General features: G+C 74.0%; 14 protein-coding genes. 4 read left to right on the top strand and 10 right to left on the bottom strand.

The window, feature by feature from the left end; translation table 11 throughout:
* Nucleotides 1-199 precede the first annotated feature (199 nt).
* Entirely contained in the window at nt 200-457 is a 258-nt protein-coding gene (locus tag ACL02U_RS27975; protein WP_412793752.1) for a mycoredoxin, read from the top strand.
* A 278-nt stretch (nt 458-735) separates the two neighbouring features.
* On the opposite strand, the gene nudC is transcribed toward ACL02U_RS27975, so the two are convergent.
* The 5 genes from nudC to ACL02U_RS27950 all read right to left on the bottom strand — a co-directional run bounded on the left by nudC (nt 736) and on the right by ACL02U_RS27950 (nt 11,169).
* Nucleotides 736-1,677, bottom strand: coding sequence for an NAD(+) diphosphatase (gene nudC, locus ACL02U_RS27970; RefSeq protein ID WP_412793751.1), 942 nt, complete (start codon nt 1,675-1,677; stop codon nt 736-738).
* Between the two features lie 151 nt (nt 1,678-1,828).
* A complete protein-coding gene (locus ACL02U_RS27965; RefSeq protein WP_412793750.1) occupies nt 1,829-3,232 on the bottom strand; it encodes a dipeptidase in 1,404 nt (467 codons plus the stop codon).
* A 10-nt stretch (nt 3,233-3,242) separates the two neighbouring features.
* Nucleotides 3,243-6,980 carry an ATP-dependent helicase gene (locus ACL02U_RS27960; RefSeq protein WP_412793749.1) on the bottom strand — a complete coding sequence of 1,246 codons (3,738 nt, stop codon included), beginning with the start codon at nt 6,978-6,980 and terminating at the stop codon, nt 3,243-3,245.
* Between the two features lie 101 nt (nt 6,981-7,081).
* On the bottom strand, nt 7,082-10,528 hold the full coding sequence (locus ACL02U_RS27955) for an ATP-dependent helicase (RefSeq protein WP_412793748.1): 3,447 nt from the start codon (nt 10,526-10,528) through the stop codon (nt 7,082-7,084).
* 254 nt (nt 10,529-10,782) lie between these two features.
* Entirely contained in the window at nt 10,783-11,169 is a 387-nt protein-coding gene (locus tag ACL02U_RS27950) for an MGMT family protein (RefSeq protein ID WP_412793747.1), read from the bottom strand.
* Nucleotides 11,170-11,355: 186 nt separating this feature from the next.
* Here ACL02U_RS27950 and ACL02U_RS27945 point away from each other — a divergent pair, with 186 nt between their 5' ends.
* The 3 genes from ACL02U_RS27945 (at nt 11,356) to ACL02U_RS27935 (ending at nt 17,501) form a co-directional block, all read left to right on the top strand.
* A complete protein-coding gene (locus ACL02U_RS27945) occupies nt 11,356-14,094 on the top strand; it encodes a lysylphosphatidylglycerol synthase domain-containing protein (protein ID WP_412793746.1) in 2,739 nt (912 codons plus the stop codon).
* A gap of 113 nt (nt 14,095-14,207) precedes the next feature.
* Nucleotides 14,208-15,755 (top strand): alpha/beta hydrolase, encoded by a 1,548-nt coding sequence (locus ACL02U_RS27940; protein WP_412793745.1) that lies wholly within the window; start codon nt 14,208-14,210, stop codon nt 15,753-15,755.
* A gap of 189 nt (nt 15,756-15,944) precedes the next feature.
* Nucleotides 15,945-17,501, top strand: a complete 1,557-nt coding sequence (locus ACL02U_RS27935) for an alpha/beta hydrolase (protein WP_412793744.1) — start codon at nt 15,945-15,947, stop codon at nt 17,499-17,501.
* Nucleotides 17,502-17,707: 206 nt separating this feature from the next.
* On the opposite strand, the gene moeZ is transcribed toward ACL02U_RS27935, so the two are convergent.
* From moeZ to ACL02U_RS27910, 5 genes are all read right to left on the bottom strand, one after another.
* Complete coding sequence (gene moeZ, locus ACL02U_RS27930; protein ID WP_412793743.1) at nt 17,708-18,886, bottom strand: adenylyltransferase/sulfurtransferase MoeZ; 1,179 nt, start codon at nt 18,884-18,886, stop codon at nt 17,708-17,710.
* A 63-nt stretch (nt 18,887-18,949) separates the two neighbouring features.
* On the bottom strand, nt 18,950-19,699 hold the full coding sequence (locus tag ACL02U_RS27925) for a spherulation-specific family 4 protein (protein ID WP_412793742.1): 750 nt from the start codon (nt 19,697-19,699) through the stop codon (nt 18,950-18,952).
* Nucleotides 19,687-20,646, bottom strand: a complete 960-nt coding sequence (locus tag ACL02U_RS27920) for an NAD-dependent epimerase/dehydratase family protein (RefSeq protein WP_412793741.1) — start codon at nt 20,644-20,646, stop codon at nt 19,687-19,689. The genes ACL02U_RS27925 and ACL02U_RS27920 overlap by 13 nt, the downstream gene beginning before the upstream one ends.
* A 105-nt stretch (nt 20,647-20,751) precedes the next feature.
* Entirely contained in the window at nt 20,752-22,110 is a 1,359-nt protein-coding gene (locus ACL02U_RS27915) for a hypothetical protein (protein ID WP_412793740.1), read from the bottom strand.
* A complete protein-coding gene (locus ACL02U_RS27910) occupies nt 22,107-23,948 on the bottom strand; it encodes a DUF3492 domain-containing protein (RefSeq protein WP_412793739.1) in 1,842 nt (613 codons plus the stop codon). Before ACL02U_RS27910 ends, ACL02U_RS27915 begins: the two co-directional genes overlap by 4 nt.
* Between the last annotated feature and the right edge of the window lie 56 nt (nt 23,949-24,004).

The raw sequence follows: 24,004 nt of genomic DNA, 5'->3' as shown, positions 1-24,004 counted from the left end.
CAGGTGGGGCCCGGCGGTCATATCAATGCGTCGGACACCGCACCGCGCCGCGGCGGACGACAAGCCCGGCCGCGTCCGACGCCACACCTCGGTGCGACCGAGGTCACGCCGCCGCCGTTCCGGGGAATGGGGGCGGTTCCCGGTGCGTTCCCTCCGTGCGACACCCGCAGCACCGAGTAACTGAAGGAGCACCGGAGACATGTTGGGCACTGTGACGATGTACAGCACCACGTGGTGCGGCTACTGCCGCCGGCTGAAGAGCCAGATGGACCGTGAGGGCATCGCGTACACCGAGGTCAACATCGAGCAGGACCCGCAGTCCGCGGCGTTCGTCGAGAAGGCGAACGGCGGCAACCAGACCGTGCCGACCGTCCAGGTGGTTCCCTCCGGCGGCGGCGCCGAGGTCGTGATGACGAACCCGAGCCTTGCGCAGGTGAAGCAGGCACTCGGCGCCTGACCCCGCATCGCGCACCCGACCCCCGACCGGCTCGGCGCCTCATCGGGGGTCGTCGTCCACCCGGGTTGTACGGGGCTGCCTCGGCGGTCGCGTGATCAACGTGACGACCGAGGACGAGGAGGACGGCGAAGCGCCGGTCGGAGGCACGGCGAACGCGGGGGCGGTCCTCCGCAGGGGTGCGCCGGCTCCGGAAGGACCGGGGCGGGTCCGGCGCCCGGGCACGGGCGTGTCACGCGGGCCGGGCGGTCCCTGGAGGATCGGGGACCGCCCCGGTGTGCTCAGACGCCGCGCGTCGGCAGCGGCTTGCCGTACCAGAGTTCGATCAGCCGGGCGGCGATGGAGATGCCGTACGGCGGCAGTACCTCGCCGGAGGCGAAGGCCTCGGTCAGCTCGTCCCGGGAGAACCAGCGGGCCTCGTGGATCTCGTCGCCGTCCACCTCGACCTCCGTCGTGGTGGCCCGGGCCATGAAGCCCAGCATCAGGCTGGACGGGAAGGGCCAGGGCTGGCTGGCGACGTAGTCGACCCGGCCGACGTGCACGCCCGCCTCCTCGCACACCTCGCGGCGCACGGCCTGCTCGATGGACTCGCCGGGCTCGACGAAGCCGGCGAGCGTGGAGAAGCGGCCCTCCGGCCAGTGGACCTGGCGGCCGAGGAGGATGCGGTCGTCCTCGTCGGTCACGGCCATGATCACCGCGGGGTCGGTCCGCGGGTAGTGCTCGGCACCGCAGGCGGGGCAGCGGCGGATGTGCCCCGCTGCGGCGATGACGGTGCGCTCGCCGCAGCGGGAGCAGAAGCGGTGGGTGCGCTGCCAGTTCTCCAGGCCGACGGCGTGCACCATCAGTCCGGCGTCGCGCGGCGACAGCAGCAGCCCGGCTTCCCTCAGGCCCGCCGGGCGGGCGGACTGGTCGATACGGCCGGGAAGGCCGTCCTTCTGCAGCGCGAAGTAGCTGACGCCGTCCTGGTCGATCCCGAGGAAGTACCGGTGCGCCTCGGTGAGGGGCGCCTCGAAGGAGGGCGTCATGACCAGTTCGGTGCGGCCGTCGGGTGCCTCGTCGATGAGGACCTGCCCGCCGGAGACCACGAAGCAGCGCGTCGAGGGATGGCTCCAGGCCGCGGCCAGCCAGGCCTCGTCGAGCCGGTGGTGGGCGGCCCGGTCGATGCCGCTGGGCGCGGTGAGCGAGACGGGTCGGTCGGCGGTGTGATCGGTCCAGGTGGTCACGAGTGCTTCCAACTCCCCCGGGGAGGCGATTCGGTTCGGCGGCGGTTCGGCGGTGCGTGCGGCGGGGAGGCCGCCGGGTCGGGCACGGCTCGGCGGGGCGGCCCCTCCAGTGTGCCCCTGTCCGGAGGGCGCTCCGGCCCGCTCCTGCGGCTCAGGGGGCATGGCGCCAGGTGTCGGCGAGGTCGGCCCACAGGTAGGCGGCGGCCTCGGCGCCTTTGAACAGCAGATCAAGCTCGACCTTCTCGTTCGGTGCGTGCCAGCCGTCGGAGGGGATCGAGATGCCGAGGAACAGGACCGGGGCGCCCAGGACGTCCTGGAGGTCGGCGGCGGGTCCGGAGCCGCCCTCGCGGGTGTGGCGGACGGGCTGCTGGAAGGCGCGGCTCATGGAGCGGACGACGGACTGCAGCGCGGGGTGGTCCAGCGGGGTCAGGCAGGGGCGGGTGGCGCCGCTGAAGGTGATCTCGTGCCGGATGCCCGCCGGCAACTGGTCGGCGGTCCAGGCGCGGACGGCCTTCTCGACGTGGTCCGGTTCCTGCCCGGCAACGAGGCGGAAGGACAGTTTCACCATGGCCGAGGACGGGATGATCGTCTTGCTGCCGGGGCCCTGGTATCCCCCGCCGATGCCGTTGACCTCGGCCGTGGGGCGGGCCCAGATGCGTTCCAGGGTGGAGTAGCCGGCTTCGCCGTGGGTGGCGTGGGATCTGGCGGTGTGCAGCCACTGCTGCTCGTCGAAGGGCAGCTCGGCGAGGAGTTCCCGTTCGCGGTCGGTCAGCTCGACGATGCCGTCGTGGAAACCGGGGACGGCCACCCGGGACTGCTCGTCGTGCAGGGCGGCGACCAGCCGGGCGGCCGCGGCCGCGGGGTTGGGCACGGCGCCGCCGAAGGAACCGGAGTGGATGTCCTGGTCGGGGCCGTACAGGCGGATCTCGCACTCGGCGAGGCCGCGCATTCCGGTGCAGACCGTGGGGGTGTCGGCGGACCACATGCCGGTGTCGGACACGATCACGGCGTCGGCTGCCAGCCGCTCGGCGTGTGCCTCGACCAGGGCGCGGAAGTGCGGGGAGCCCGACTCCTCCTCGCCCTCGACCAGCAGCTTGAGGTTGACGGCCGGGGCGGTGCGTCCGGTGGCGGCCAGGTGGGCGCGGACGCCGAGGGTGTGGAAGAGGACCTGCCCCTTGTCGTCGGCCGCCCCCCGGGCGTGGAGCCGGTTGCCGCGCACCACCGGCTCGAACGGGTCGCCGTCCCAGCCGTCCTCGCGGTCGGCCGGCTGGACGTCGTGGTGGCCGTAGACGAGGACGGTGGGCGCTTCGGGATCGTCGGACGGCCACTCGGCGTACACGGCGGGGGCGCCGGGGGTCGGCCAGACCTCAGCGGTGGTGAAGCCCGTCCGGGAGAGTGCGGCGGCGAGCCAGTCGGCGCTGCGGCGGACGTCCGGAGCGTGGTCGGGCCGGGCGGACACCGACGGGATGCGCAGCCAGGCGGAGAGGTCGTCGAGGAAGTCGGCGCGGTGGTGCTCGAGGTACGTACGGACGGCGCTGTCCGGGGTCTGGCTCATGGTCACGAGCCTATCGGCCCTCGGTGACATCCTCGGTGGGCGGTTCGTCACACAATGCTTCCGCAGCCGGTGGTTCCGCGGTCAGCAGCCGCTCCAGCGCGGCTCGGCCCGGCAGGTCTTCGGGGCGCACCATCTCACCGGTCCGCACGTAGAGGAAGGAGGCGGTGACCGCTTCCGGGGGCAGACCGTGCTGCTCCGCCCAGGCCAGCCGGTACAGGGCCAGCTGAAGGGGGTCCGCGGTCGGCGCGCGGTGGGTCTTCCAGTCGACGATCTCGTACGTCGCCGTCTCGTCGTCGCCGTTCCGGTAGACGGCGTCGATCCGTCCCCGGATCAGGCGGCCGGCGATCTCGATCTGGAAGGGCGCCTCGACGCGGTACGGGGTGCGGCGGGCGTACTCGGTGCGTTCGAAGGCCTCCTTCAGGGCCTCCAGGTCGTCCTCGTCGGCGATCTCGGCATCGGTGCCGGGCAGTTCGTCCGGATCCAGCATGGGCAGGGTGAGCGCTTCGAAGCGCGCTTCGACCCAGGCGTGGAAACGGGTGCCGCGGCGTGCGGCCGGTTGCGGCGGGCTCGGCATGGGGCGGGCGAGTTCCTGTGCCAGACCGTCCGGGTCGGCTGCCAGGCGCAGCAGCTGCGAGGCGGTGAGCGAGGCGGGCAGGGGGACCTCAGTGACGGCCCTCCGGGCCCGCCGCAGCTCCCCGGTGAGGGCCTCCAGATCGCGGTCCCAGGAAGCGATGGTGCGCGTTTCCTCGGGGGTGAGGATCTCCTCGGGCCCGGATGTCCTGCGGGAGGTGCGGGAGCCCTCGGGGGTGAGGGTCTGCCCCTGGCCGGGGGGCTGCTCGGAGGCAGGGGGCGCCTTCGGCGGCAGGGGTGCCTCGGGGGGCGGGAGGGCTTCGCCGGTCGGCGGCCGGTGACCGGTGTGCGGCTCCGGTCCGGACGCCTGGTGCGGGACCGTCGGACGGGGCGCGGAACCGGTGGCGCCGCCCGCTCCGGCGGGGTCCGCAGCGGAGGAGGCGTCCGCGAACGGACCCCCCTCGAAGGGTTCCGCTTCCCCGGAGCCCCCCTCGAAGGGAACGCCCTCGAAGGGGTCCGCATCGAACGGATCCGCCTCGAAGGGATCCGTCCCGGCGGGCGGTTCGGCGTGGGGCGGCTCGTCCTCCTCCGGGGGCGGAGGCCACTCCGGCTCGTCGTAGACGTCCGGCGCGGGCCCGGTGCCGGGGTGGTGGGTGCCCCCGTGCGAGGTGTACGAGTCCAGGTGGGCGAGCACCGTCCCGGCGGCGGCGCGGCGGCGGGCGAGGGCCGCGTCGTCCAGGGGCAGCGGCCAGGGCAGGTCCGCGGCGGCCCGGTGCAGGGAGGGGTTCTCCTCGCCGTCCTCGGGCTCGTCCGCCCACACCTCGACCTCGCCGTGCCCGGCCGCGCAGTGGTCGTGCAGGGCGTGCAGGAAGTCGGACGGGCCGCGCGGCTTCTTCTGCGTGGGCCCCCACCAGTGCCCGGAGCCGAGGAGCAGGGAGCGGGGCCGGGTGAAGGTGACGTAGCCGAGCCGGAGTTCCTCGGTGCGCTGGTGCTCCTTCATCGCCTCGTGGAAGGCCCTGAGCCCGCGCGCGTCCCACTCCTCCACGTCGGGCAGGGTGTCGGTGTCGCCGCGCAGCCCGTGCGGCACCACCCTGGCCTGCGCGGTCCACTTCTCCCGGCCCCGGCCGCCGGGGAAGTTGCCGTCGACCAGTCCGAGGACCGCGACGACGTCCCACTCCAGCCCCTTGGCCTTGTGCGCGGTGAGCACCTTGACGGTGTTCTCGCCGCCGGGCAGGGCGTTGTCGAGGCCTTTCTCGTACTGGACGGCGGTGCGCAGGAAGGCCAGGAAGGCCAGCAGGGTCGCCTCGGCGTCGCTCGCGGCGAAGGACGCGGCGACGTCGAGGAAGTTGGACAGGGTCTCGCGGCGGCGGGCGGCCAGGGCGTGCGGAGAGGCCGACAGCTCGACCTCCAGGCCGGTGACGGCGAGGACGCGGTGCAGGACGTCCATCAGCGGGTCGGCCAGGGAGCGGCGCAGTTCGCGCAGCTCGGCGGCCAGGCGGGCGAAGCGCACCCGCGCGTCCGGCGAGAAGGGCAGCGCGTCGTCGTCCCCGCTGCCGGCGGAACCGTGCAGCGGCGTCTCCAGGAAGGTGTCGAGGGCGTCGGCGAGCGATATCACCTCGGCCGGGTCCACTCCCTCGACGGCCTCGGCCAGCCTGCGGTCCGGGTCGCCGTCGGAGTCCGCACGCGCGTGTCCCACGAGTCGGCGGGCGCGCCGGCCGAGCAGGGCGAGGTCGCGGGGGCCGATGCGCCAGCGCGGGCCGGTGAGCAGGCGGACGAGGGAGGCGTTCGCGCCGGGGTCCTGGAGCACCTCGCAGACGGAGACCAGGTCGGCGACCTCGGGCAGGTGCAGCAGTCCGGACAGGCCGACCACCTCGACGGGAACGTCCCGGGCGACCAGTGCGCCCTGGATCTCCGCGAAGTCGGTCGCCGTCCGGCACAGGACGGCGATCTCTCCGGGTGCCGTGCCGGTGCCGACGAGGTGGGCGACGGAGTCGGCGAGCCAGCCGATCTCCTCGGCGTGGGTGGGCAGCAGGGCGCAGCGGACGGTGCCGTCGCGTTCCGCGCCCGGGGCGGGGCGGAGGGCTTCCACGCCCGCGTGCAGGGCGCGCAGGGGTGCGGCGAGGCCGTTGGCGAGGTCGAGGAGGCGGCCGCCGCTGCGGCGGTTCTCGCTCAGGGCCTGGCGGGCGGCGGGGCGGCCGTCGGCGCGGGGGAAGTGCTCGGGGAAGTCGTCGAGGTTGGCGACGGAGGCGCCGCGCCATCCGTAGATGGCCTGGCAGGGGTCGCCGACGGCGGTGACGGGGTGGCCGGTGCCCCCGCCGAACAGCCCGGCGAGGAGGACGCGCTGGGCGACCGACGTGTCCTGGTACTCGTCGAGCAGCACCACGCGGAACTCGTCCCGCAGAACGCGGCCGACCTCGGGAAGCCGGGCCAGCCGGGCGGCCAGGGCGATCCGGTCGCCGAAGTCGAGCAGGTCGCGCTCGCGTTTCGCGGCCCGGTAGCGCAGGACGAGTGCGGCGAGGTCGCGGCGGGCGGCGGCGACCTCGGGGACCTTGCGCAGATCGGCGTTGCTGAGTCCGGCGCCCCGCAGGGTGAGCAGCAGCCGGGCGTCGTACGCGCGCAGTGCCTCGGGCTGCAGGAGGTGCTCGGACAGTTCGGCGTCGAGCGCGAGCAGGTCCCCGACCAGGTCGGGGAAGGACCGGGTGAGGGCCGGGTACGGTCCCGGCGCCTCGCGCAGCACGCGCGCGGCGAGCTGGTAGCGGCTGGCGTCGGCGAGCAGACGGGCGGACGGTTCGAGGCCGATGCGCAGGCCGTGGTCGGTCAGCAGGCGGCCGGCGAAGGAGTGGTAGGTGGAGATCACCGGCTCGCCCGGGGGGTTGTCCGGGTCGGCGGCCTCGGGGTCGGTGACTCCCGCCCTGACGAGTGCCGTGCGCACGCGTTCGCCGAGCTCGCCCGCGGCCTTGTTGGTGAAGGTCAGGCCGAGGACCTGTTCGGGTGCGACCTGACCGGTGCCGACCAGCCAGACCACGCGGGCCGCCATCACCGTCGTCTTGCCGGAGCCGGCTCCGGCCACGATGACCTGCGGGGCGGGCGGCGCGGTGATGCAGGCCGTCTGCTCCGGGGTGAACGGGATGCCGAGGAGCTCCTTGAGCTGCTCGGGGTCGGTGATGCGGGCGGACATCTGCATGAGGCTAGCGGCGGTCACTGACAGCGGGTGCCGTCATGGCCGGGCGGTCGGGAATACGGGCTGGTCGGCTCGGTGGGTGCGATAGGTCACTCGGTTCACTCGACGATGTGGCGCCCTTCGGGTCGGGCACTGCACGAGGCGCGGAAGGCGCAGTGCGTGCAGTGCTGCCCGGTGGTCGGTGTGAAGCGCTCGTCGAGTACCTTGCCGGCGGCCGTGGCGAGCAGTTCGCCGACCCACTCGCCGTCGGGGGGCTGCTGCGCCTGCACCTTCGGCAGGCTGTCGCCGCCGTCCCGCTTCGCGGCGCCCTGGCGCAGGTGGACCAGTTCCGCCCCGCCGGCCGCGGGTCGGGCGCCGTCGAAGGCCTCGTCGACGGCGCCCTCGCGCACCGCGAGCTGGTAGACGGCGAGCTGCGGGTGGCGGGCCACCTCGGCGGCGCTGGGCGCCTGTCTGCCGGTCTTGAAGTCGACGACGTAGGCGCGTCCCTCCCGGTCGGCGTCGACGCGGTCCATCTGGCCGCGGATGCGGACCTGGTACTCGCCGGCGGGGAGGGTGACGTCGAAGTCGTGTTCGCTGGCGACGGGCGTGCGCTCGGCCGGGGTGTCGCCGGTGCCGACGTGCCAGGTCAGGAAGCGTTCGAGGGCCAGGCGCGCGTTCTCCTTCTCCTGCTGGGACTTCCACGGCGCGTCGAAGGCGAGGGCGTTCCACACGGAGTCCAGGCGTTCCATGAGGACGGCGAGGTCGGCAGGGGTGTGGCCGGAGGCGACCTCGTCGGCGAGGGCGTGGACGACGTTGCCGAAGCCCTGGGCGGCGGTCGCGGGGGCGTCGGCCCTGACCTCGCGGCCCAGGAACCACTGCAGGGCGCAGGTGTCGGCGAGCTGGCCGAGGGCGCTGCCGGACAGCACGACGGGCCGGTCCCGGTCGCGCAGCGGCACCCTGCTCTCGGTCGGGTCCCACATGCCCCACCAGCGGTGGGGGTGGGCGGCCGGCACCAGAGGGCGTCCGTCCTCGTCGCGGAGCGCGGCGAGACGTGCCAGCCGGTGGGCGGCGGCCTCGCGCAGGGCGTCGGAGGCGCGCGGGTCGACCGTCGTGGCGCGCAGTTCGGCTACGAGCGCGGCGACCGCGAGGGGGCGGCGCGGGCGGCCGGTGACGTCCCGGGGGGCGACGCCCAGTTCGGTGAGGAAGCGGGAGGGCTGGTCGCCGTCGTCGGCGGGGGCTTTCACGGCGGTGACGACGAGGCGTTCCCGGGCCCGGGTGGCGGCCACGTAGAACAGGCGACGCTCCTCCGCGAGCAGGGCTCCGGGCGTGAGGGGCTGGGCGAGGCCGTCGCGGCCGATGCGGTCGGCCTCCAGCAGGGAGCCGCGGCGGCGGAGGTCGGGCCAGAGGCCTTCCTGGACGCCTGCGACGACCACGAGGTGCCACTGCAGGCCCTTGGCGCGGTGCGCGGTCATCAGGCGGACGGCTTCGGGGCGCACGGCGCGCCCGGTGAGCGTGTCGGCGGCGATGTCCTCGGCCTCGACCTGTTCCAGGAAGTTCAGCGCGCCGCGGCCGCCGGTGCGCTCCTCCGCACGTGCGGCGGTCGCGAACAGCGCGCACACGGCGTCCAGGTCGCGGTCGGCGTTGCGGCCTGCGGCGCCGCCGCGCCGGGCGGCCCGCTCCAGCCGGGCGGGCCACGGCGTGCCCTGCCACAGGTCCCACAGCGCCTCCTCCGCGGTGCCGCCGGCGGCGAGGCGTTCTCGGGCGGTGCGCAGCAGCGCGCCGAGGCGCTGGGCGCCGCGCGCGTACGCCGGGTCGTGCACGGCCAGCCGTTCCGGCTCGGCGAGCGCCCGCGCCAGGAGGTCGTCGGACGGTGGCGGCAGCGGGTTGCCCGCGGCCCGTTCCTCCTCGCGCAGCGCGCGGCCGAGGCGGCGCAGGTCGGCGGCGTCCATGCCGGCGAGGGGTGAGGCGAGCAGGGTGAGCGCGCTCGCGGTGTCCAGCCAGCAGCGGTCCGGGTCCGCCTCGGTGCCGTCATCCACCGCGGTGCCGGGGTCCGCCTCGGTGCCGTCATCCACCGCGGTGCCGGGGTCCGCCTCGGTGCCGGCGTCCACCGCGGTGCCGGCGTCCACCGTGGTGCCGGCGTCCGTCGGAGCCCCGGCATCGGCAGCACCGTCCGCCGCGGCCGCCGCCACCGCGCGCAGCGCCGCCAGCAGCGGTGCGACCGCGGGTTCGTGGCGGAGCGCCAGGTCGTCGCCGTCGATGTCCAGGGGGACCCCGGCGGCGGTCAGGGAACGGCGGACCGCGGGGATGGTGCGGGATCCGGCGCGCACCAGGACGGCCATCTCGCGCCAGGGGACGCCGTCCTCCAGGTGGGCGCGGCGCAGCAGGTCGGCGATGTTGTCCAGTTCCGTGCCGGGGGTCGGGTAGGTGTACACCTCGACGCTGCCGCCGTCGCGCACGGGGGCGAGGTCGCGGTGGGCGCGGACCTTGTCGGCGGGAAGGCGGGTCAGCGGCATCCGTCGGGTGAGCAGCCGGGTGGCGGCGAGCGGGGCGGCCGCGGAGCGGCGGGAGGCGCCGAGCACGGCGACGGGGGCGGGGCGGCCGTCGGTGCGGGGGAAGTCGTGCGGGAAGTCGAGGATGCCGTTCACGTCGGCACCGCGGAAGGTGTAGATCGACTGGTCGGGGTCGCCGAAGGCGACGAGGGTGCGCCCGCCGCCGGCGAGTGCGTGCAGCAGCCGGACCTGGGCGGGGTCGGTGTCCTGGTACTCGTCGACGTAGACCGCGTCGTACTGGCCGCCGAGGAGCCGGGCCGTCTCGGGGCGGCGGGCGAGGAGCACCGCGCGGTGGACCAGCTCGGCGTAGTCGAGCACGCCCTGCAGGTCGAGGACGTCCAGGTATTCGGCGAGGAAGGCGGCCGCGGCGCGCCAGTCGGGCCGGCCGATGCGGCGGGCGAAGGCGTCCAGGGCGTCCGGGCCGAGGCCGAGTTCGCGGCTGCGGGCCAGCACGGCGCGGACCTCGTCGGCGAATCCGCGGGTGGTCAGGCAGGCGCGCAGTTCGTCCGGCCAGCGCACGTGGGCGAGGCCGAGCCGTTGCAGGTCGCTCTGGCCGGTGAGGAGTTCGCGGACGGCGACGTCCTGCTCGGGGCCGGAGAGCAGCCGCAGCGGTTCCACGAACAGGTCGCTGTCCTGGTGGGCGCGGACCAGGGCGTAGCAGAAGGAGTGGAAGGTGGTGGCGCGGGGTGCGCGGGCGGCGCCGATGCGCAGGGCCATGCGGTCGCGCAGGGCGACGGCGGCCTTGCGGCTGAAGGTCAGCACCAGGATCCGGGCGGGGTCCTGGCCGCGGGCGATCCGGGCCGCCACGGACTCGACCAGGGTGGTGGTCTTGCCGGTACCGGGTCCCGCGAGGACGAGCAGCGGGCCGGCCGCGTGGTCAACCACGGCGCGCTGGGCGGCGTCCAGAGGAGGGGGGCCGACTCTTTCCGGCGGGGTGCGGACCAGCCGGTAGGCGCCGCGGCCCCCCTCCCGCACCCGGGGAGGCGGAAGGCGCCTGGTGGAGGATGAGGAGCTCACGTGGTTGGCCGGTCCTGGTGGGTGTACTGATGGGGCGGCCGTCGCGCCGGAGGGGCGGTGACCGCGTGGTGAGGGGGGCGGGTGGCGACGCTACGCCGGGAAGCGGAGCGGAGGCAGAACTTCCGCATCTTCCCTCCAGGCACTCGCGGCACGTACGCCCCTCGCCTCACGAACGTACGTCATGCCACGGACGTGCCCTCCTTCACCCGTACGGGTCACAGGTCACACCGGGATCCGGGCGATGGCGGAAGCTGTCAGGTGTGACCCTGCGCGTGCCCGATGCCGTCCCACCGCGCCCGCCGCATGTCGATGCGGGGCAGGTGGCCCTCTGCGGCCCTGCCCGCCTCCTTCAGGGGCGTGCCCTCCTCGCGGTAGTGCGCGAGCGCCCGCAGTTCGTGCCCGGGGAGCAGGACACCGTCGGCGCGGACCACCCGCCACCACGGCACCGCCCCGCCGTAGAGCGCCATCACCCGGCCGACCTGGCGCGGCCCTCCCTCCTCCAGCCACTCCGCCACGTCCCCGTAGGTCATGACACGCCCGGGCGGTACCGTCTCGGCGACTTCCAGGACCCGCTCGGCGTACTCGGGCAGCGCGTCCTCACCGCGTGGGGGCGGTCCGTCCGGGTGGTTCTGCTCGCTCATTCGCACCATCCTGCCCCACCCCTCCGACACCCCGAACGGCCCGCCACGGTGCGTGACGCTCGCCCCCGGGTGGCCCTTCCGGCAGACTGTGCGCCCCCGCATTTGCACCCTGATGCCCCCGTGTGTCGGTGCGGCATGCCACCATCGTGCGGGCGGTGACCGGTGATACGAGATCAAGAAGAGACGATGAAGCAGCAGGGCGTGCACCCCGGGAACGCGGAGGGCACCTCTGACGCCGCGTCGCGCCCGGACACCGACGGGCGGGCCGACGACGCGCCGGACGATGGCACGAACGGCTCCGGCGACGGGCCCGAGGTGACCCACATCGACGAGGTCGACGGCGACGAGCCGCTGCTCCCGGCGCGCGTGCACCGCCCCTCCGACCTGATGCGGCTGCTGGTCGGGATCCTCGCCATCGCGGTGCTGCTGGGGATCTCGGCGTTCGCGCACGGCACCACCTCGGGGCTCGAGCAGGACATCAACAAGGGCACCGGCCAGGCACCCGACCTGCTGATCAAGATCGCGGGTCTGGCGTCCAGCATCGCCATCCTGCTGGTGCCGGTCGCCTTCGCGATCGAACGTCTGATCAAAAGGGACGGGCTGCGCATCGCCGACGGTGTACTCGCCGCGGTCCTCGCCCACGGTGTGACGCTCGCCACGGACCTGTGGGTCGCCAAGGCGGCGCCGGGCTCCATCCAGGAAGCGCTCACCCAGCCCTCCCCCGGCGACGTGCACGCGCTCACCGACCCGGTGCACGGCTACCTCGCCCCCGTGATCGCCTACATGACGGCGGTCGGGATGTCCCGCAGACCGCGCTGGCGCGCGGTGCTGTGGATCGTGCTCCTCCTCGACGCCTTCTCGATGCTGGTCACCGGGTACACGACCGCCTTCTCCATCGTCCTCACGGTGCTGATCGGCTGGACCGTGGCCTACGGCACCCTGTACGCGGTCGGCTCGCCCAACATCCGGCCCACCGGGCGGACGCTGATGGCGGGCCTGCGCACGGTCGGCTTCCACCCGGTCTCGGCGGCCCGCGCGGACACCGGGGAGGGCGCGGAGCACGCCGAGAACGGCGACCGCGGCCGCCGGTACTTCGTCACCCTGGAGGACGGACCGCCGCTGGACGTGACGGTCGTCGACCGCGAGCAGCAGGCGCAGGGCTTCTTCTACCGCGCCTGGCGCAACCTGACGCTGCGCGGTTTCGCCACCCGCAGCAGCCTCCAGTCGCTGCGGCAGGCACTGGAGCAGGAGGCGCTGCTCGCCTACGCGGCCATCGCGGCCGGCGCGAACGCCCCGAAGCTGATCGCCACCTCCGAGCTCGGCCCCGACGCCGTCATACTGGTGTACGAGCACACCGGCGGGCGCACCCTGGACTCGCTGGCGGACGAGGAGATCACCGACGAGCTGCTGCGCAACGCCTGGCAACAGGTGCAGGCCCTGCAGTCCCGACGCATCGCCCACCGCAGGCTGGCCGGGGACGCGATCCTGGTGGATCGTTCCGGCAACGTGGTGCTCACCGACCTGCGCGGCGGCGAGATCGCGGCCGGGGACCTGCTGCTCCGCATGGACGTCGCACAACTGCTGACCACGCTCGGACTCAGGGCGGGCGCCGAGCGGGCGGTGGCCTCCGCCGTCGGTGTCCTCGGCCCCGACACCGTGGCGGACTGCCTGCCCATGCTCCAGCCCATCGCGCTCACCCGCTCCACCCGGGCGACCCTGCGCAGGCTGGGCCGGGAGCGCGCCCAGCGGGAACGCGACGCGGTCCTCGAGTCGTCCCGGCAGGCCCGGGCGGCCCGGGCGGAGGCCGCGGGCGGCGACGTGGCGGCCGCGGCGCAGAAGGCCGGCAAGAAGGCCGCGCGCGCCGAGACGAGGGCCGAGAAGCGCGCCATCGGCGAGGCCGTGGAAGGGGCACGCGAGGAGGACCTGCTGACCCAGATCCGGCACGAGGTGCTGCGGATCAGGCCGCAGGCACCGGTCGAACCGGCCCGTCTGGAACGGGTGCGGCCCCGCACCCTGATCAGCTTCATCGCGGGCGCCATCGGCGCGTACTTCCTGCTCACCCAGCTCACGCACATCGAGTTCGGTCCGCTGGTGGCGGGCGCCCAGTGGGGCTGGGTGGCGGCGGCCGTGCTGTTCTCGGCGTTCAGCTACCTGGCCGCCGCGATGGCGCTGCTGGGCTTCGTACCGGAACGGGTGCCCTTCCTGCGGACGGTGGCAGCGCAGGTCGCCGGTTCCTTCGTGAAGATCGTGGCGCCCGCCGCGGTGGGCGGGGTCGCGCTCAACACGCGGTTCCTGCAGCGCGCCGGTGTCCGCCCCGGCCTCGCGGTGGCCAGCGTCGGCGCCTCCCAGCTGTTCGGACTCGGCGCGCACATCCTGATGCTGCTGTCCTTCGGCTACCTCACCGGAACCGAGAAGACACCGTCGCTGTCGCCGTCCCGCACGGTCATCGCCGGCCTGCTGACGGCGGCGGTGCTGGTCCTGGTCGTCACCTCGGTGCCGTTCCTGCGGAAGTTCGTCGTCACGCGGGTGAGGTCGCTGTTCGCGGGTGTCGTGCCGCGCATGCTCGACGTACTGCAGCGGCCGCAGAAACTGGTCACCGGCATCGGCGGCATGCTGCTGCTGACGGCCTGCTTCGTGATGTGCCTGGACGCCTCCATCCGAGCCTTCGGCAGCGAGTCGACCACGCTGAGCATCGCCAGCGTCGCCGTCGTCTTCCTCGCCGGCAACGCGCTCGGCTCGGCCGCGCCGACGCCCGGCGGCGTGGGCGCGGTGGAGGCGACCCTGACGGTCGGGCTGATCGCCGTGGGACTGCCCAAGGAGGTCGCCGCACCGGCCGTGCTGCTGTACCGGCTGCTGACGCTGTGGCTGCCGGTGCTGCCGGGTTGGCTGGCCTTCAACCACCTCACCCGCAAGGGCGCCCTCTGAGGGCTGTCCGCGGGCCGCTCCGGACCCGGGAGCGCGGACTGTGGGGCAGCCCCGGTACGCCCGTACGGAGCGCGCCCCGCGCACCCCGGCGGGTTCCGTCGCACGATGGGGGCATGCCCAACCCCTTCCGGCCGCGCGCCGCTGCCCTGACCGCCACCGCCGTACTGCTGTCGTCGCTCCTGGCGGGCTGCGGCGGCGGCTCCGAGGACGCAAAGGACCTGACGTCACAGCAGCTGAGCTGGAAGGAGTGCCCCGCCCCGTCCGAGGCGCAGGGCGGCGGCAGCGCGCCCTCCCCGCTGCCGGACGGGGACACCTGGCAGTGCGCCACCATGAAGGCTCCGCTGGACTGGTCGAAACCGGAGGGCGACACCATCGGGATCGCGCTGGTCCGGGCCAAAACCAGCGGTGCCGAGAGCAGCCGCATCGGGTCGCTGGTCTTCAACTTCGGAGGGCCGGGCGGCTCCGGCGTGACCACCCTGCCCGCCTTCGGCGAGGACTACGCGAAGCTGCGCACCCGCTACGACCTGGTGAGCTTCGATCCGCGCGGGGTGGGCCGCAGCGCCCCCGTGACCTGCGAGAGCAACGAGCGGCTCGACGAGTACTTCCAGCAGGACGCGACCCCGGACAACGCCGCCGAGCGCAGTGAACTGGTCTCCAGCACCAAGGAGTTCAACAACGCCTGCGAGAAGCGCTCCGGGCGGATGCTGCCCCGGGTGAGCACCACCGACGCGGCGCGGGACATGGACCTGATGCGCCAGGTCCTCGGCGACGACAAGCTGTACTACTTCGGCATCTCCTACGGCACCGAGCTCGGCGGCGTGTACGCCCACCTGTTCCCGACCCACGTGGGGCGGGCTGTCTTCGACGCCGTCGTCGACCCGACGCAGACGGCGGAGCAGGGCTCGCTGGGTCAGGCGAAGGGCTTCCAGCGCGCGCTCGACAACTTCGCCGCGGACTGCACCTCCCAGGCGCAGGACTGCCCTGTCGGGGACAGCCCGCAGAACGTGGAGGACCGCATCGCCGAACTCCTCCACAACCTGGACGAGAAGCCGATCCCGGGCATCTTCCCGCGGCAGCTGACCCAGACCGACGCGACCAACGGCATCGCCCAGTCCCTGTACTCGAAGGACTTCTGGGAGTACCTCACCGAGGGCCTGCAGCAGGCCTACGACGGCGACGGCAGGATCCTCATGGCCCTGTCCGACTCCATGAACGGGCGCAACCAGAACGGCGAGTACAGCAACATCGTGCCCGCGAACATCGCCATCAACTGCGTCGACGACAAGGCCCGCTACGACACGGCCTACGTGCAGCGGAAACTGCCGGAGTTCCGGGCCGCGTCGCCCGTGTTCGGCGACTTCCTGGCCTGGAGCCTGCTCAGCTGCACCGACTGGGCCGTCCCCGGCGCCGCCGACCACCCGGTGGTGAGCGCGCCCGGCTCGGCGCCGATCCTGGTCGTCGGCAACACCGGCGACCCGGCCACCCCCTACGAGGGCGCCCGGCGCATGGTGCAGGCCCTCGGTGCGGGCGTCGGGGTGGAGCTGACGTACAAGGGGCAGGGGCACGGCGCCTACGACAGCAAGAACGCCTGCGTGCAGGATGCGGTGAACGGCTATCTGCTGAACGGGAAGGTGCCGGCCGCCGGGACCGTCTGCTCCTAGCACCGTCTCGCCCTGTTCCTGGCGCCGTCTCGCCGCCCCGAAGCGGATATAACCCCGCCCACCTGCGGCGAATCCGCAGGCCAGAGGGTTATCCACAGGCTGCGTCAGCCGACGGGAGATCCGCATACCATGGCCTGACCGCCGTCCGCAGCCCGACACGGACGGCCCACGAGGGGGGACGCGGAACACATGGCAGGCTTCGTACGAAAGGCGGCGCTCGGCGTCGCCGTCGCCCTGCTCACGGCGGGCTGCGGCGGCAGCACGCCGGCCGGCGGCGACAAGGGCGGCGACACCGCCGCACCGGGCGCGGGCCGGGCGTCGACCGGCTCGGCCGCCACCGGCACCGCGCTGCCGCGGTCCCTGACCGGTCAGCAGCTCCACTGGGAGCGCTGCCGGGCGGGTGCCGACCATCCGGCACCGGGCGACGACTGGCGGTGCGCCACTCTGCAGGTGCCGCTGGACTGGTCGAAACCGGACGGCAAGACATTCGGTCTCGCAATGATCCGGAGCAAGGCCACCGGGGACGACCGCATCGGCTCGCTGCTGTTCAACTTCGGCGGTCCCGGCGGCTCCGGCGTGTCCATCATGCCGTCCTACGCCTCCACGGTCTCGTCCCTGCACCGGCGCTACGACCTGGTCAGCTGGGACCCCCGCGGGGTGGGCGCCAGCCGCGGTGTGCGCTGCCGCAGCGACAAGGACATCCAGGCCGCCGAGTCGATCGACGTCACCCCGGACACCCCCGCGGAGGAGAAGGCGTTCCTGCAGGACGCCGCCGACTTCGGCAAGGGCTGCCGGAAGGCCGCGGGCGACCTGATGGCCCACGTCTCGACCACCGACACGGCACGCGACATGGATCTGATGCGCCAGGTCCTCGGCGACCGCAGGACGCACTACTTCGGCATCTCCTACGGCACCGAACTCGGCGGCGTCTACGCCCACCTGTTCCCCGGCCACGTGGGCAGGATGATCCTCGACGCGGTCGTCGACCCGACCGCGGACACGATCGGCCAGGCCGAGAACCAGACCCGCGGCTTCCAGCGCGCCCTGGACGACTACCTCAAGTCCACCGGCCAGGACCCCGAGCGGGGCACCGCGAAGATCGCCGCCCTGCTGAAACGGATCGACGGCACGCCGCTGCCGACCTACTCCGGAAGGAAGCTGACGCAGAACCTCGCCGTCACCGGCATCGTGCTCCCGCTGTACAGCAAGAGCAGCTGGCCCCGCCTCACCTCCGCACTCCGGTCCGCGGAGAAGGGCGACGGCTCGGGACTGCTGGAGCTCGCCGACGGCTACAACGACCGCGACGCCTCGGGGCACTACGGCACGATGACGCACTCCCAGCGGGTCATATCGTGCCTGGACGAGAAGGAGCGGCCGACGGTCGAGGAGACGAAGAAGCTGCTGCCGACGTTCGAGAAGCTGTCACCGGTGTTCGGACCCTTCCTCGGCTGGGACACCGCGGGCTGGTGCCACGACTGGCCGGTGGCGGGCCAGTTCGACACTCCGGAGGTCAGCGCGCCCGGCTCGGCGCCGATCCTGGTCGTCGGCAACACCGGCGACCCGGCCACCCCCTACGAGGGCGCCCGGCGGATGGCGGACGAGTTGGGCAAGGGTGTCGGTGTGGTCCTCACCTGGAAGGGCGAGGGCCATGGAGCGTACGGCAGTGGCAGCGACTGCGTGGACACCACGGTGGACGCCTACCTGCTGAACGGCACGGTGCCGAAGGACGGCAAGGTCTGCTCCTGACCCCGGCGGGGCCGCGGGCAGCCGCGGCCCCGGCGCTGCCGGGGGCGGCCCGACCGGTCGGGCCGCGCTTCCCACCCGACCAACGGGTTCCGCGCGAGGCGGCCCCCCAAGGCGGACGGGCCGCGGGGGACGGACGAGGCCCGCGGCGTCCGGCCTGGTGGGACGCCGCGGGCCTCGACTCCTCCGCCGGGTGGCGGAACGCTCGCTCAGTAGACGGGCTTGTCCGGCTCGATCTGGTTGACCCAGCCGATCACGCCACCGCCGACGTGGACCGCGTCGGAGAAGCCCGCGGACTTCAGAACCGCGAGGACTTCCGCACTGCGGACACCCGTCTTGCAATGCAAGACGATCTTCTTGTCCTGCGGCAGGCTCTCCAGGGCGGTACCCATGAGGAACTCGTTCTTCGGGACCAGCCGGGCGCCCGGGATGGAGACGATCTCGTACTCGTTCGGCTCGCGCACATCGATGATCTCGATGTTCTCGCCGTCGTCGATCCACTCCTTGAGCTGCTTGGGAGTGATCGTGGCGTCGGCGGCCGCGGCCTGCGCCTCCTCGGACACGACGCCGCAGAAGGCCTCGTAGTCGATGAGCTCGGTCACGGTCGGGTTCTCGCCGCACACCGCGCAGTTCGGGTCCTTGCGGACCTTCACCTGGCGGTACTGCATCTCCAGGGCGTCGTAGATCATCAGACGGCCGACCAGGGGCTCACCGATGCCGGCGAGCAGCTTGATGGCCTCGTTGACCTGGATGGAGCCGATGGACGCGCACAGCACGCCCAGGACGCCTCCCTCGGCGCAGGACGGGACCATACCGGGGGGCGGGGGCTCCGGGTAGAGGCAGCGGTAGCAGGGGCCGTGCTCGGACCAGAAGACGGACGCCTGACCGTCGAAGCGGTAGATCGACCCCCACACGTAGGGCTTGTTCAGCAGTACGCAGGCGTCGTTGACCAGGTAGCGGGTCGCGAAGTTGTCCGTACCGTCGACGATCAGGTCGTACTGGCCGAAGATGTCCATCACGTTGTCGGCCTCGAGCCGCTCCTCGTGAAGGATCACGTCCACGTACGGGTTGATGCCCTTGACGGTGTCGCGCGCGGACTCGGCCTTGGAACGGCCGATGTCGGACTGACTGTGGATGATCTGGCGCTGCAGGTTCGACTCGTCGACCTCGTCGAACTCCACGATGCCCAGCGTTCCCACGCCCGCGGCGGCCAGGTACATCAGCGCCGGCGAGCCCAGGCCGCCGGCGCCGACACACAGCACCTTGGCGTTCTTCAGCCGCTTCTGCCCGTCCATCCCCACATCGGGAATGATCAGGTGGCGGGAGTACCTGCGGACCTCGTCTACGGTGAGCTCGGAAGCCGGCTCGACCAGGGGTGGCAACGACACGGGGACTCCGTTGGTCGGTCGATCACTACGGTTGTTCTGGTCGTAACACTGCCACGCGCTTTTTCATTCCGAGACACCCGTTCCGATCCGCGAGACGATGTCGTCCCAGAAACCGGGCATCGCCTCCCAGGGGTCGAGGTGGCGGCCTCGGTCCGTGAGGTCGGTGAAGTAGATGGTGGCCGCTCCGTGCCAGCGCGCGAGGCGCAGGGCCTCCTCCAGACGCGGTCGCGGCACCCCGTGCACGAAGTGGCAGAAGCGCTCGGGCGGGTGGTCCGCCGTCCACTCGGCGGTCTGCGACCAGCGGTAGTCGTTCCAGGAGCCGCAGAAGGTCACCAACTGGTCGGCCTGCTCCGCGTAGCCGGGATGCGGATGGGTGCCGTGCCCGAGGACGATGTGCACGCCGTCGCGCAGGCCGCGCAGCTCCGTGACGGTGCGGGCCGTTCCGGGGAGGGCGGCCCGGTCGGCGGGGCACCGGTCCAGGAGGAAGCCGTCGACGCCGTACCAGTCGACGTAGCGCTGCGCCTCGGCCCTCAGGTCGCCGTGGCGGCGGACGCCCTGCCCGGTGTCGAGGCGCCCGAGGAGGCGGACACCGGCGTTGCGGACCCGGCCGGCCGCTTCCAGGCAGTGCGGGTCGGGACGGACACCGGGTCCGTCGGCGACATCGAGCACGACCCAGTGCAGCGGGGTCCCCGGCCGGGTCAGGGCGCCCCACTCGGCCGGGGCGAGCAGCGGGTGGGCGAGGCCGGGGACGCCGACGCCGGTACGGACGCCGGTGTTCGCGGTGCCCGCCGGGGTGCCGGTCAGATACGGCATGCCGCCTCCATCCAGATGTCGGCGAGCGACTCCTCGAGGTTGATCCGGGGCCGCCAGCCGAGCCGGTCGCGGGCGGTGCGCACGTCGGCCTGCTGCCAGCTTCCGCAGCCGTCCGGATACGGGTACGCGGCCGGGGCGGCGTGGTCGGGATCGTGCCGGGGGTGGCCGATGGCCGCCCGGAGCTGGCCGGGCGGGCCGTCGAGTTCGTGGAGGGCGCCGCCGTACCCGGCGACCCGGGCGAGGACCGCGGCGGCGTCACGCAGGCGGACGGCACGGCCGGAACCGATGTTGATGACGCCCTGCGCGGCGGAGAGCGAGGCGGCGTGCACGGCGCGGGCGACGTCGCGGACGTCGACGAAGTCGCGCTGGGCGCCGAGGCCGCCGAGCTTGAGATCGCCGTCGCCGGACTGCATGGCCCGGCGCATCGCCTCGGCGAGGCGGCCGAGCGGGGAGCCGGCCGGGGTTCCGGGGCCGGCGGGCGAGAACACCCGCAGCACGACGGCGTCCAGACCGGAGCCGAGGACGAGCTCGGTGGCGGCGAGTTTGCTGACGCCGTACGGGCCACCGGGGCGCGGCACGGCGTCCTCGGCGGTGGAGGAACCGGGCTGGCTGGGACCGTACTCGGCACCGCAGCCGAGCTGCACCAGTCGGGCCCCGCAGCCACTGCGGCGCAGGGCCTCGCAGACGGTGGCGACGGCCACGGTGTTGTGCCGGGTGAGCTCCCGGGCGCCGCCGCGGGTGGCGCCCGCGCAGTTGACGACGACCTGGGGGTGGACCGCGTCGAGAAAGCGGGTGAGCGCGCCGGGGCTGCCGGTCGCCAGGTCGAAGCGAACGTCGGCGTCGTCGCCCCGGCCGAGCGCGGTGAGCTGGACCGCGGGGTCGGCGAGCAGGCGGTCGGCGACGAAGCGGCCGAGGTATCCGTTGGCTCCGATCAGCAGGACTCTCATCGGGCGGCTCCCGCGGCCGAGTCCTCGGGTCGGGAGGTGATCATCTGGTGTTCTCCTTCTCGGGTGTGGTGGTGTGCGGCCCGGTGGGGGACGGATCCCGGCGGGTCACCGCGACCGGTCCGCCGGTGCGTGCGCCGAGGCGCGGGTGAGGGTGCGGGTCGCGTGGACGAGCAGGGTGAGGGCAGCCGTCCCGCACACCAGGGCCTGGACGCCTCCGGCGCCCCAGGCGGCCGCGAGCTGTTCGACCGGGGTGCCGAGGGCGGCGCAGCCCGGCAGGCGCGCGGCGAAGACGGAGGCCACCGCGGCCGCCTCGGCCGTGGCTGCGGAGGCGAGCACCACGGCCGGGGCGTGGGTGCGGCCGTGGACGGTCAGCTGCCGGGCGAGCAGGAGGAGGGCGCCGAGGGTGAGTCCCCGGGCGTACCCGGCGCTCTCGCCGAGAAGTGCCGCGCAGCCGGCGAGGAGGCCCGCCAGGGAGGCCAGGTACAGGGCGCAGGTGGCCGGCAGCAGCGGCCTCACCGCGGTGGCGAACTCCTGGAGGCCGCGACTGGCGGCGAGTCTGCGGCGGGCGCCCGCGGCGAACAGGTGCGCGCTGAGGGCGGCCGGGAGGCAGGACAGGGTGAGGGCCAGTACGGGGGCGGCCGCGAGCGGCCACGGCCCGTCGGCGGTTCCGTCCGGCAGGGCGTCGGGGCCGCCGCCCAGGGCGGCCCTCAGCATGCCGTCGCCGAGGGCGGCGTAGCCGAGCAGCCACCAGGTCCAGGCGCGACCGGACGGGTGCGGGCCGCCGCGAGTCCGGCGGGGGCCGGCGAGCGGTCCGCGCGCCAGGGCGGCCCGGACACCCGCGGCCACCGCGAGTACTCCGGCGACGGCCGCGAACAGGCGGGACTGCCCCGCGGTGACGTGCAGACCGGTCACGGTCGCCGCGCACAGCACCCCCGGCAGCAGGGCGAGCATCGCCCAGTCGGCCCTCGGGCCCGGCCCGGCGGGTGCTTCTGCCTGGCCGGACGGCGAGGGTGCGGGGGTGTCGGCGCTTCGCGGCACCCGGGCGTACATCTCCTCGGCCAGCGAGAAGACGTCGCGGTGCCGGAAGCGTGCGGCGGTTCGGTCGGTGACACCGTGCGCCTCCAGGCCCGCCGCGATCTCCAGGGGGTCGACGGCCCGTTCGCACAGCTCGCGGTGGCGGTGCATCAGGGTCTTCACCGGGTCCGCGCCACCGCGCCGGGGTGCGGGAGGTCTGCGACCGGACGGCTCCCGGGGCGCTGCGTCACCGCGGGGCGCGTCTTCGTCCGCCGAGGTGCCGGCGGCCGTGCCGCCCTCGGGGCGGGTGATGTGCCGGCCGGTGGCGGCTTCGCTTCGGGCGGTCCCGACTCCAGCGGCGGGGGTCCTTCCCCGAGGAGCGGAAGCCGCTTCCACCGCTGCCCCGCCGCTCGGCGCAGACCGGCGGTCCGCCTCTCCCGGTCCGTTCATCGCGCGCCCTCCCCCGCGGAGACCGGTGCCGCTGCCTCCGGCGGCGGTCCGGCCGCCCAGCTCGGGGCGGGGCGGCCGGCCGCCCCGGCGCCCGCCCGGGCGTCGCCCCCGATGTCGGCCCATGTGTCCCCGGTATCGGCCCAGCGGCCGGTCAGGTGGGCCTCGGCGGGTGTGCCGAAGGGCAGCGGGTCGCCGGCGTCGTCGAGGACGACGCGGCTGACCGGGCAGCGTGAGACGAGATCGAGGTAAATGCCGTGAAATGCCGCGATGTTCTGCTCGACGGTGAACAGTTCCAGGGCGCGGGCGCGCGCGGCGGCTCCCAGGCGTTCACGGCGCGCGGGGTCGCGCAGCAGCGCCACGCACGCCTCGGCGAGCGCCCGGGGGTTCCGCGGCGGGACGACGAGCCCCGTGCCGCCGATGACCTCCACGACCGCCCCGACGTCGGTGGAGACGGTCGCGCGCCCGCAGAACATCGCCTCCACGAGGCCGAGGGGGAAGCCCTCGACCACGCTGGAGAGCACGGTGACGGCGCCGGACGCGTAGGCGTCGGCGAGGGTCGGCAGTTCCGGGCCGCCCACGTCCTCGAAGGAGACCGGGTTGTCGCCCACGGCGTGCAACCCGTCGGCCTCGTCGGGGAACAGTTGCGCGGCCAGGGCCCGGCAGTGGCCCAGGTAGGCCTGCCCCTCGGGGCCGACGGCCCGGCCGACGACCCGGAGGCGGGTCTTGGGCTCCTCCCTGCGCACCTCCGCGAAGGCGTGCAGCAGCGACACCAGATCCTTGGCGGGCTCCACCCGGCCGACCCAGACCAGCGTCCCGGGGTCGGCGCAGCCGGCCGACTCGCCGACCTCCGCGAAGCGGGTGGCGTCCATGCCCGGATAGACGGTCCGCAGCTTGGCCCGGTCGGCTCCGCATCTCTCCTGCCAGCGGCGGGCGTGGGCGTTGCCGGGGGTGAGGCACGCGGCCCGGCGGTAGGTCTCGGTGGCGAGCCTGCCGTGGAAGGCGGCCAGCAGGGTGCGGGCGGCCGGGGCGGCCTCGCCGTCCGAGCCGGCACCGGACGCCAGGTAGTGGGTCCGCAGCCGCACGCCGTACTCGGTCACGAGGAGCGGCACTCCGAAGAAGTGGCCGGCCAGCAGTCCGGGCAGGGCGGCGGCACCTCCGGACGTCGCATGGCAGAGGTCGACCGAGCCGAGGTCGTCGTCCTCGTACCAGTCGAGCGAGAGAGGGCGCAGGGCGCGTTCCAGGTGTGCGGCCACGGCGAGGAGGTCGGACACGCGCGCCTCGCGTACGGCACGCGGTGCACCCGGCGCGCGGCAGGCGCGCTCCAGGGCGCGCACCGCGCCCTCGGAACGGAGCGCCCCGGTCAGCCCGCCTTCGTCCCGGGCGAGTTCGGCGAGTCCGTACAGCGCACTGCTGAAACGGTCCGCCTCGGCGGTGAGCGCCTGCGGGTTCATCGCGGCAGGGGTTCCCGCGGGGCGCGCGTCGGCCGGGGCTCCGGAGCCGGCCGACGCGACTCCTTCGGCGCCGCCCGAGCACAGTGCGACGGCCAGTTCGCCCCAGCACTCGGCGAAGCGCCGGCGTGCGCGCCAACCGTGGACGACTCCGTCCTCCTGCGCCGTCCACAGCGGCGCCGACCGCGCCCGGACGACCTGCGGCGGCAGCGCCACCCAGCCCTCGTCCTCCTGGTGCTCGCCCCGGCTGAGCGCGTAAACGTCGAACTCGTGCTGTCCGAGCCCGCGCACGAGCCGGCCGCACCAGAGTCCGGCGTCACCGCCCACATACGGATAGCCACCCTCCGTCAGCAGCCCGATGCGCACGAGTGCACCCCCGATCTCCTTCATGGGAGCCGCCGTCGCTCAGGCGGCTCGCAGCGGGAAGAACGTATGCGGACATGACG

The organism is Streptomyces sp. MS06 (genome assembly GCF_047200655.1).
Classification (GTDB): domain Bacteria; phylum Actinomycetota; class Actinomycetes; order Streptomycetales; family Streptomycetaceae; genus Streptomyces.
Note: the sequence above shows the minus strand (reverse complement) of the source record. Positions and strands in the feature narration are given on the sequence as shown.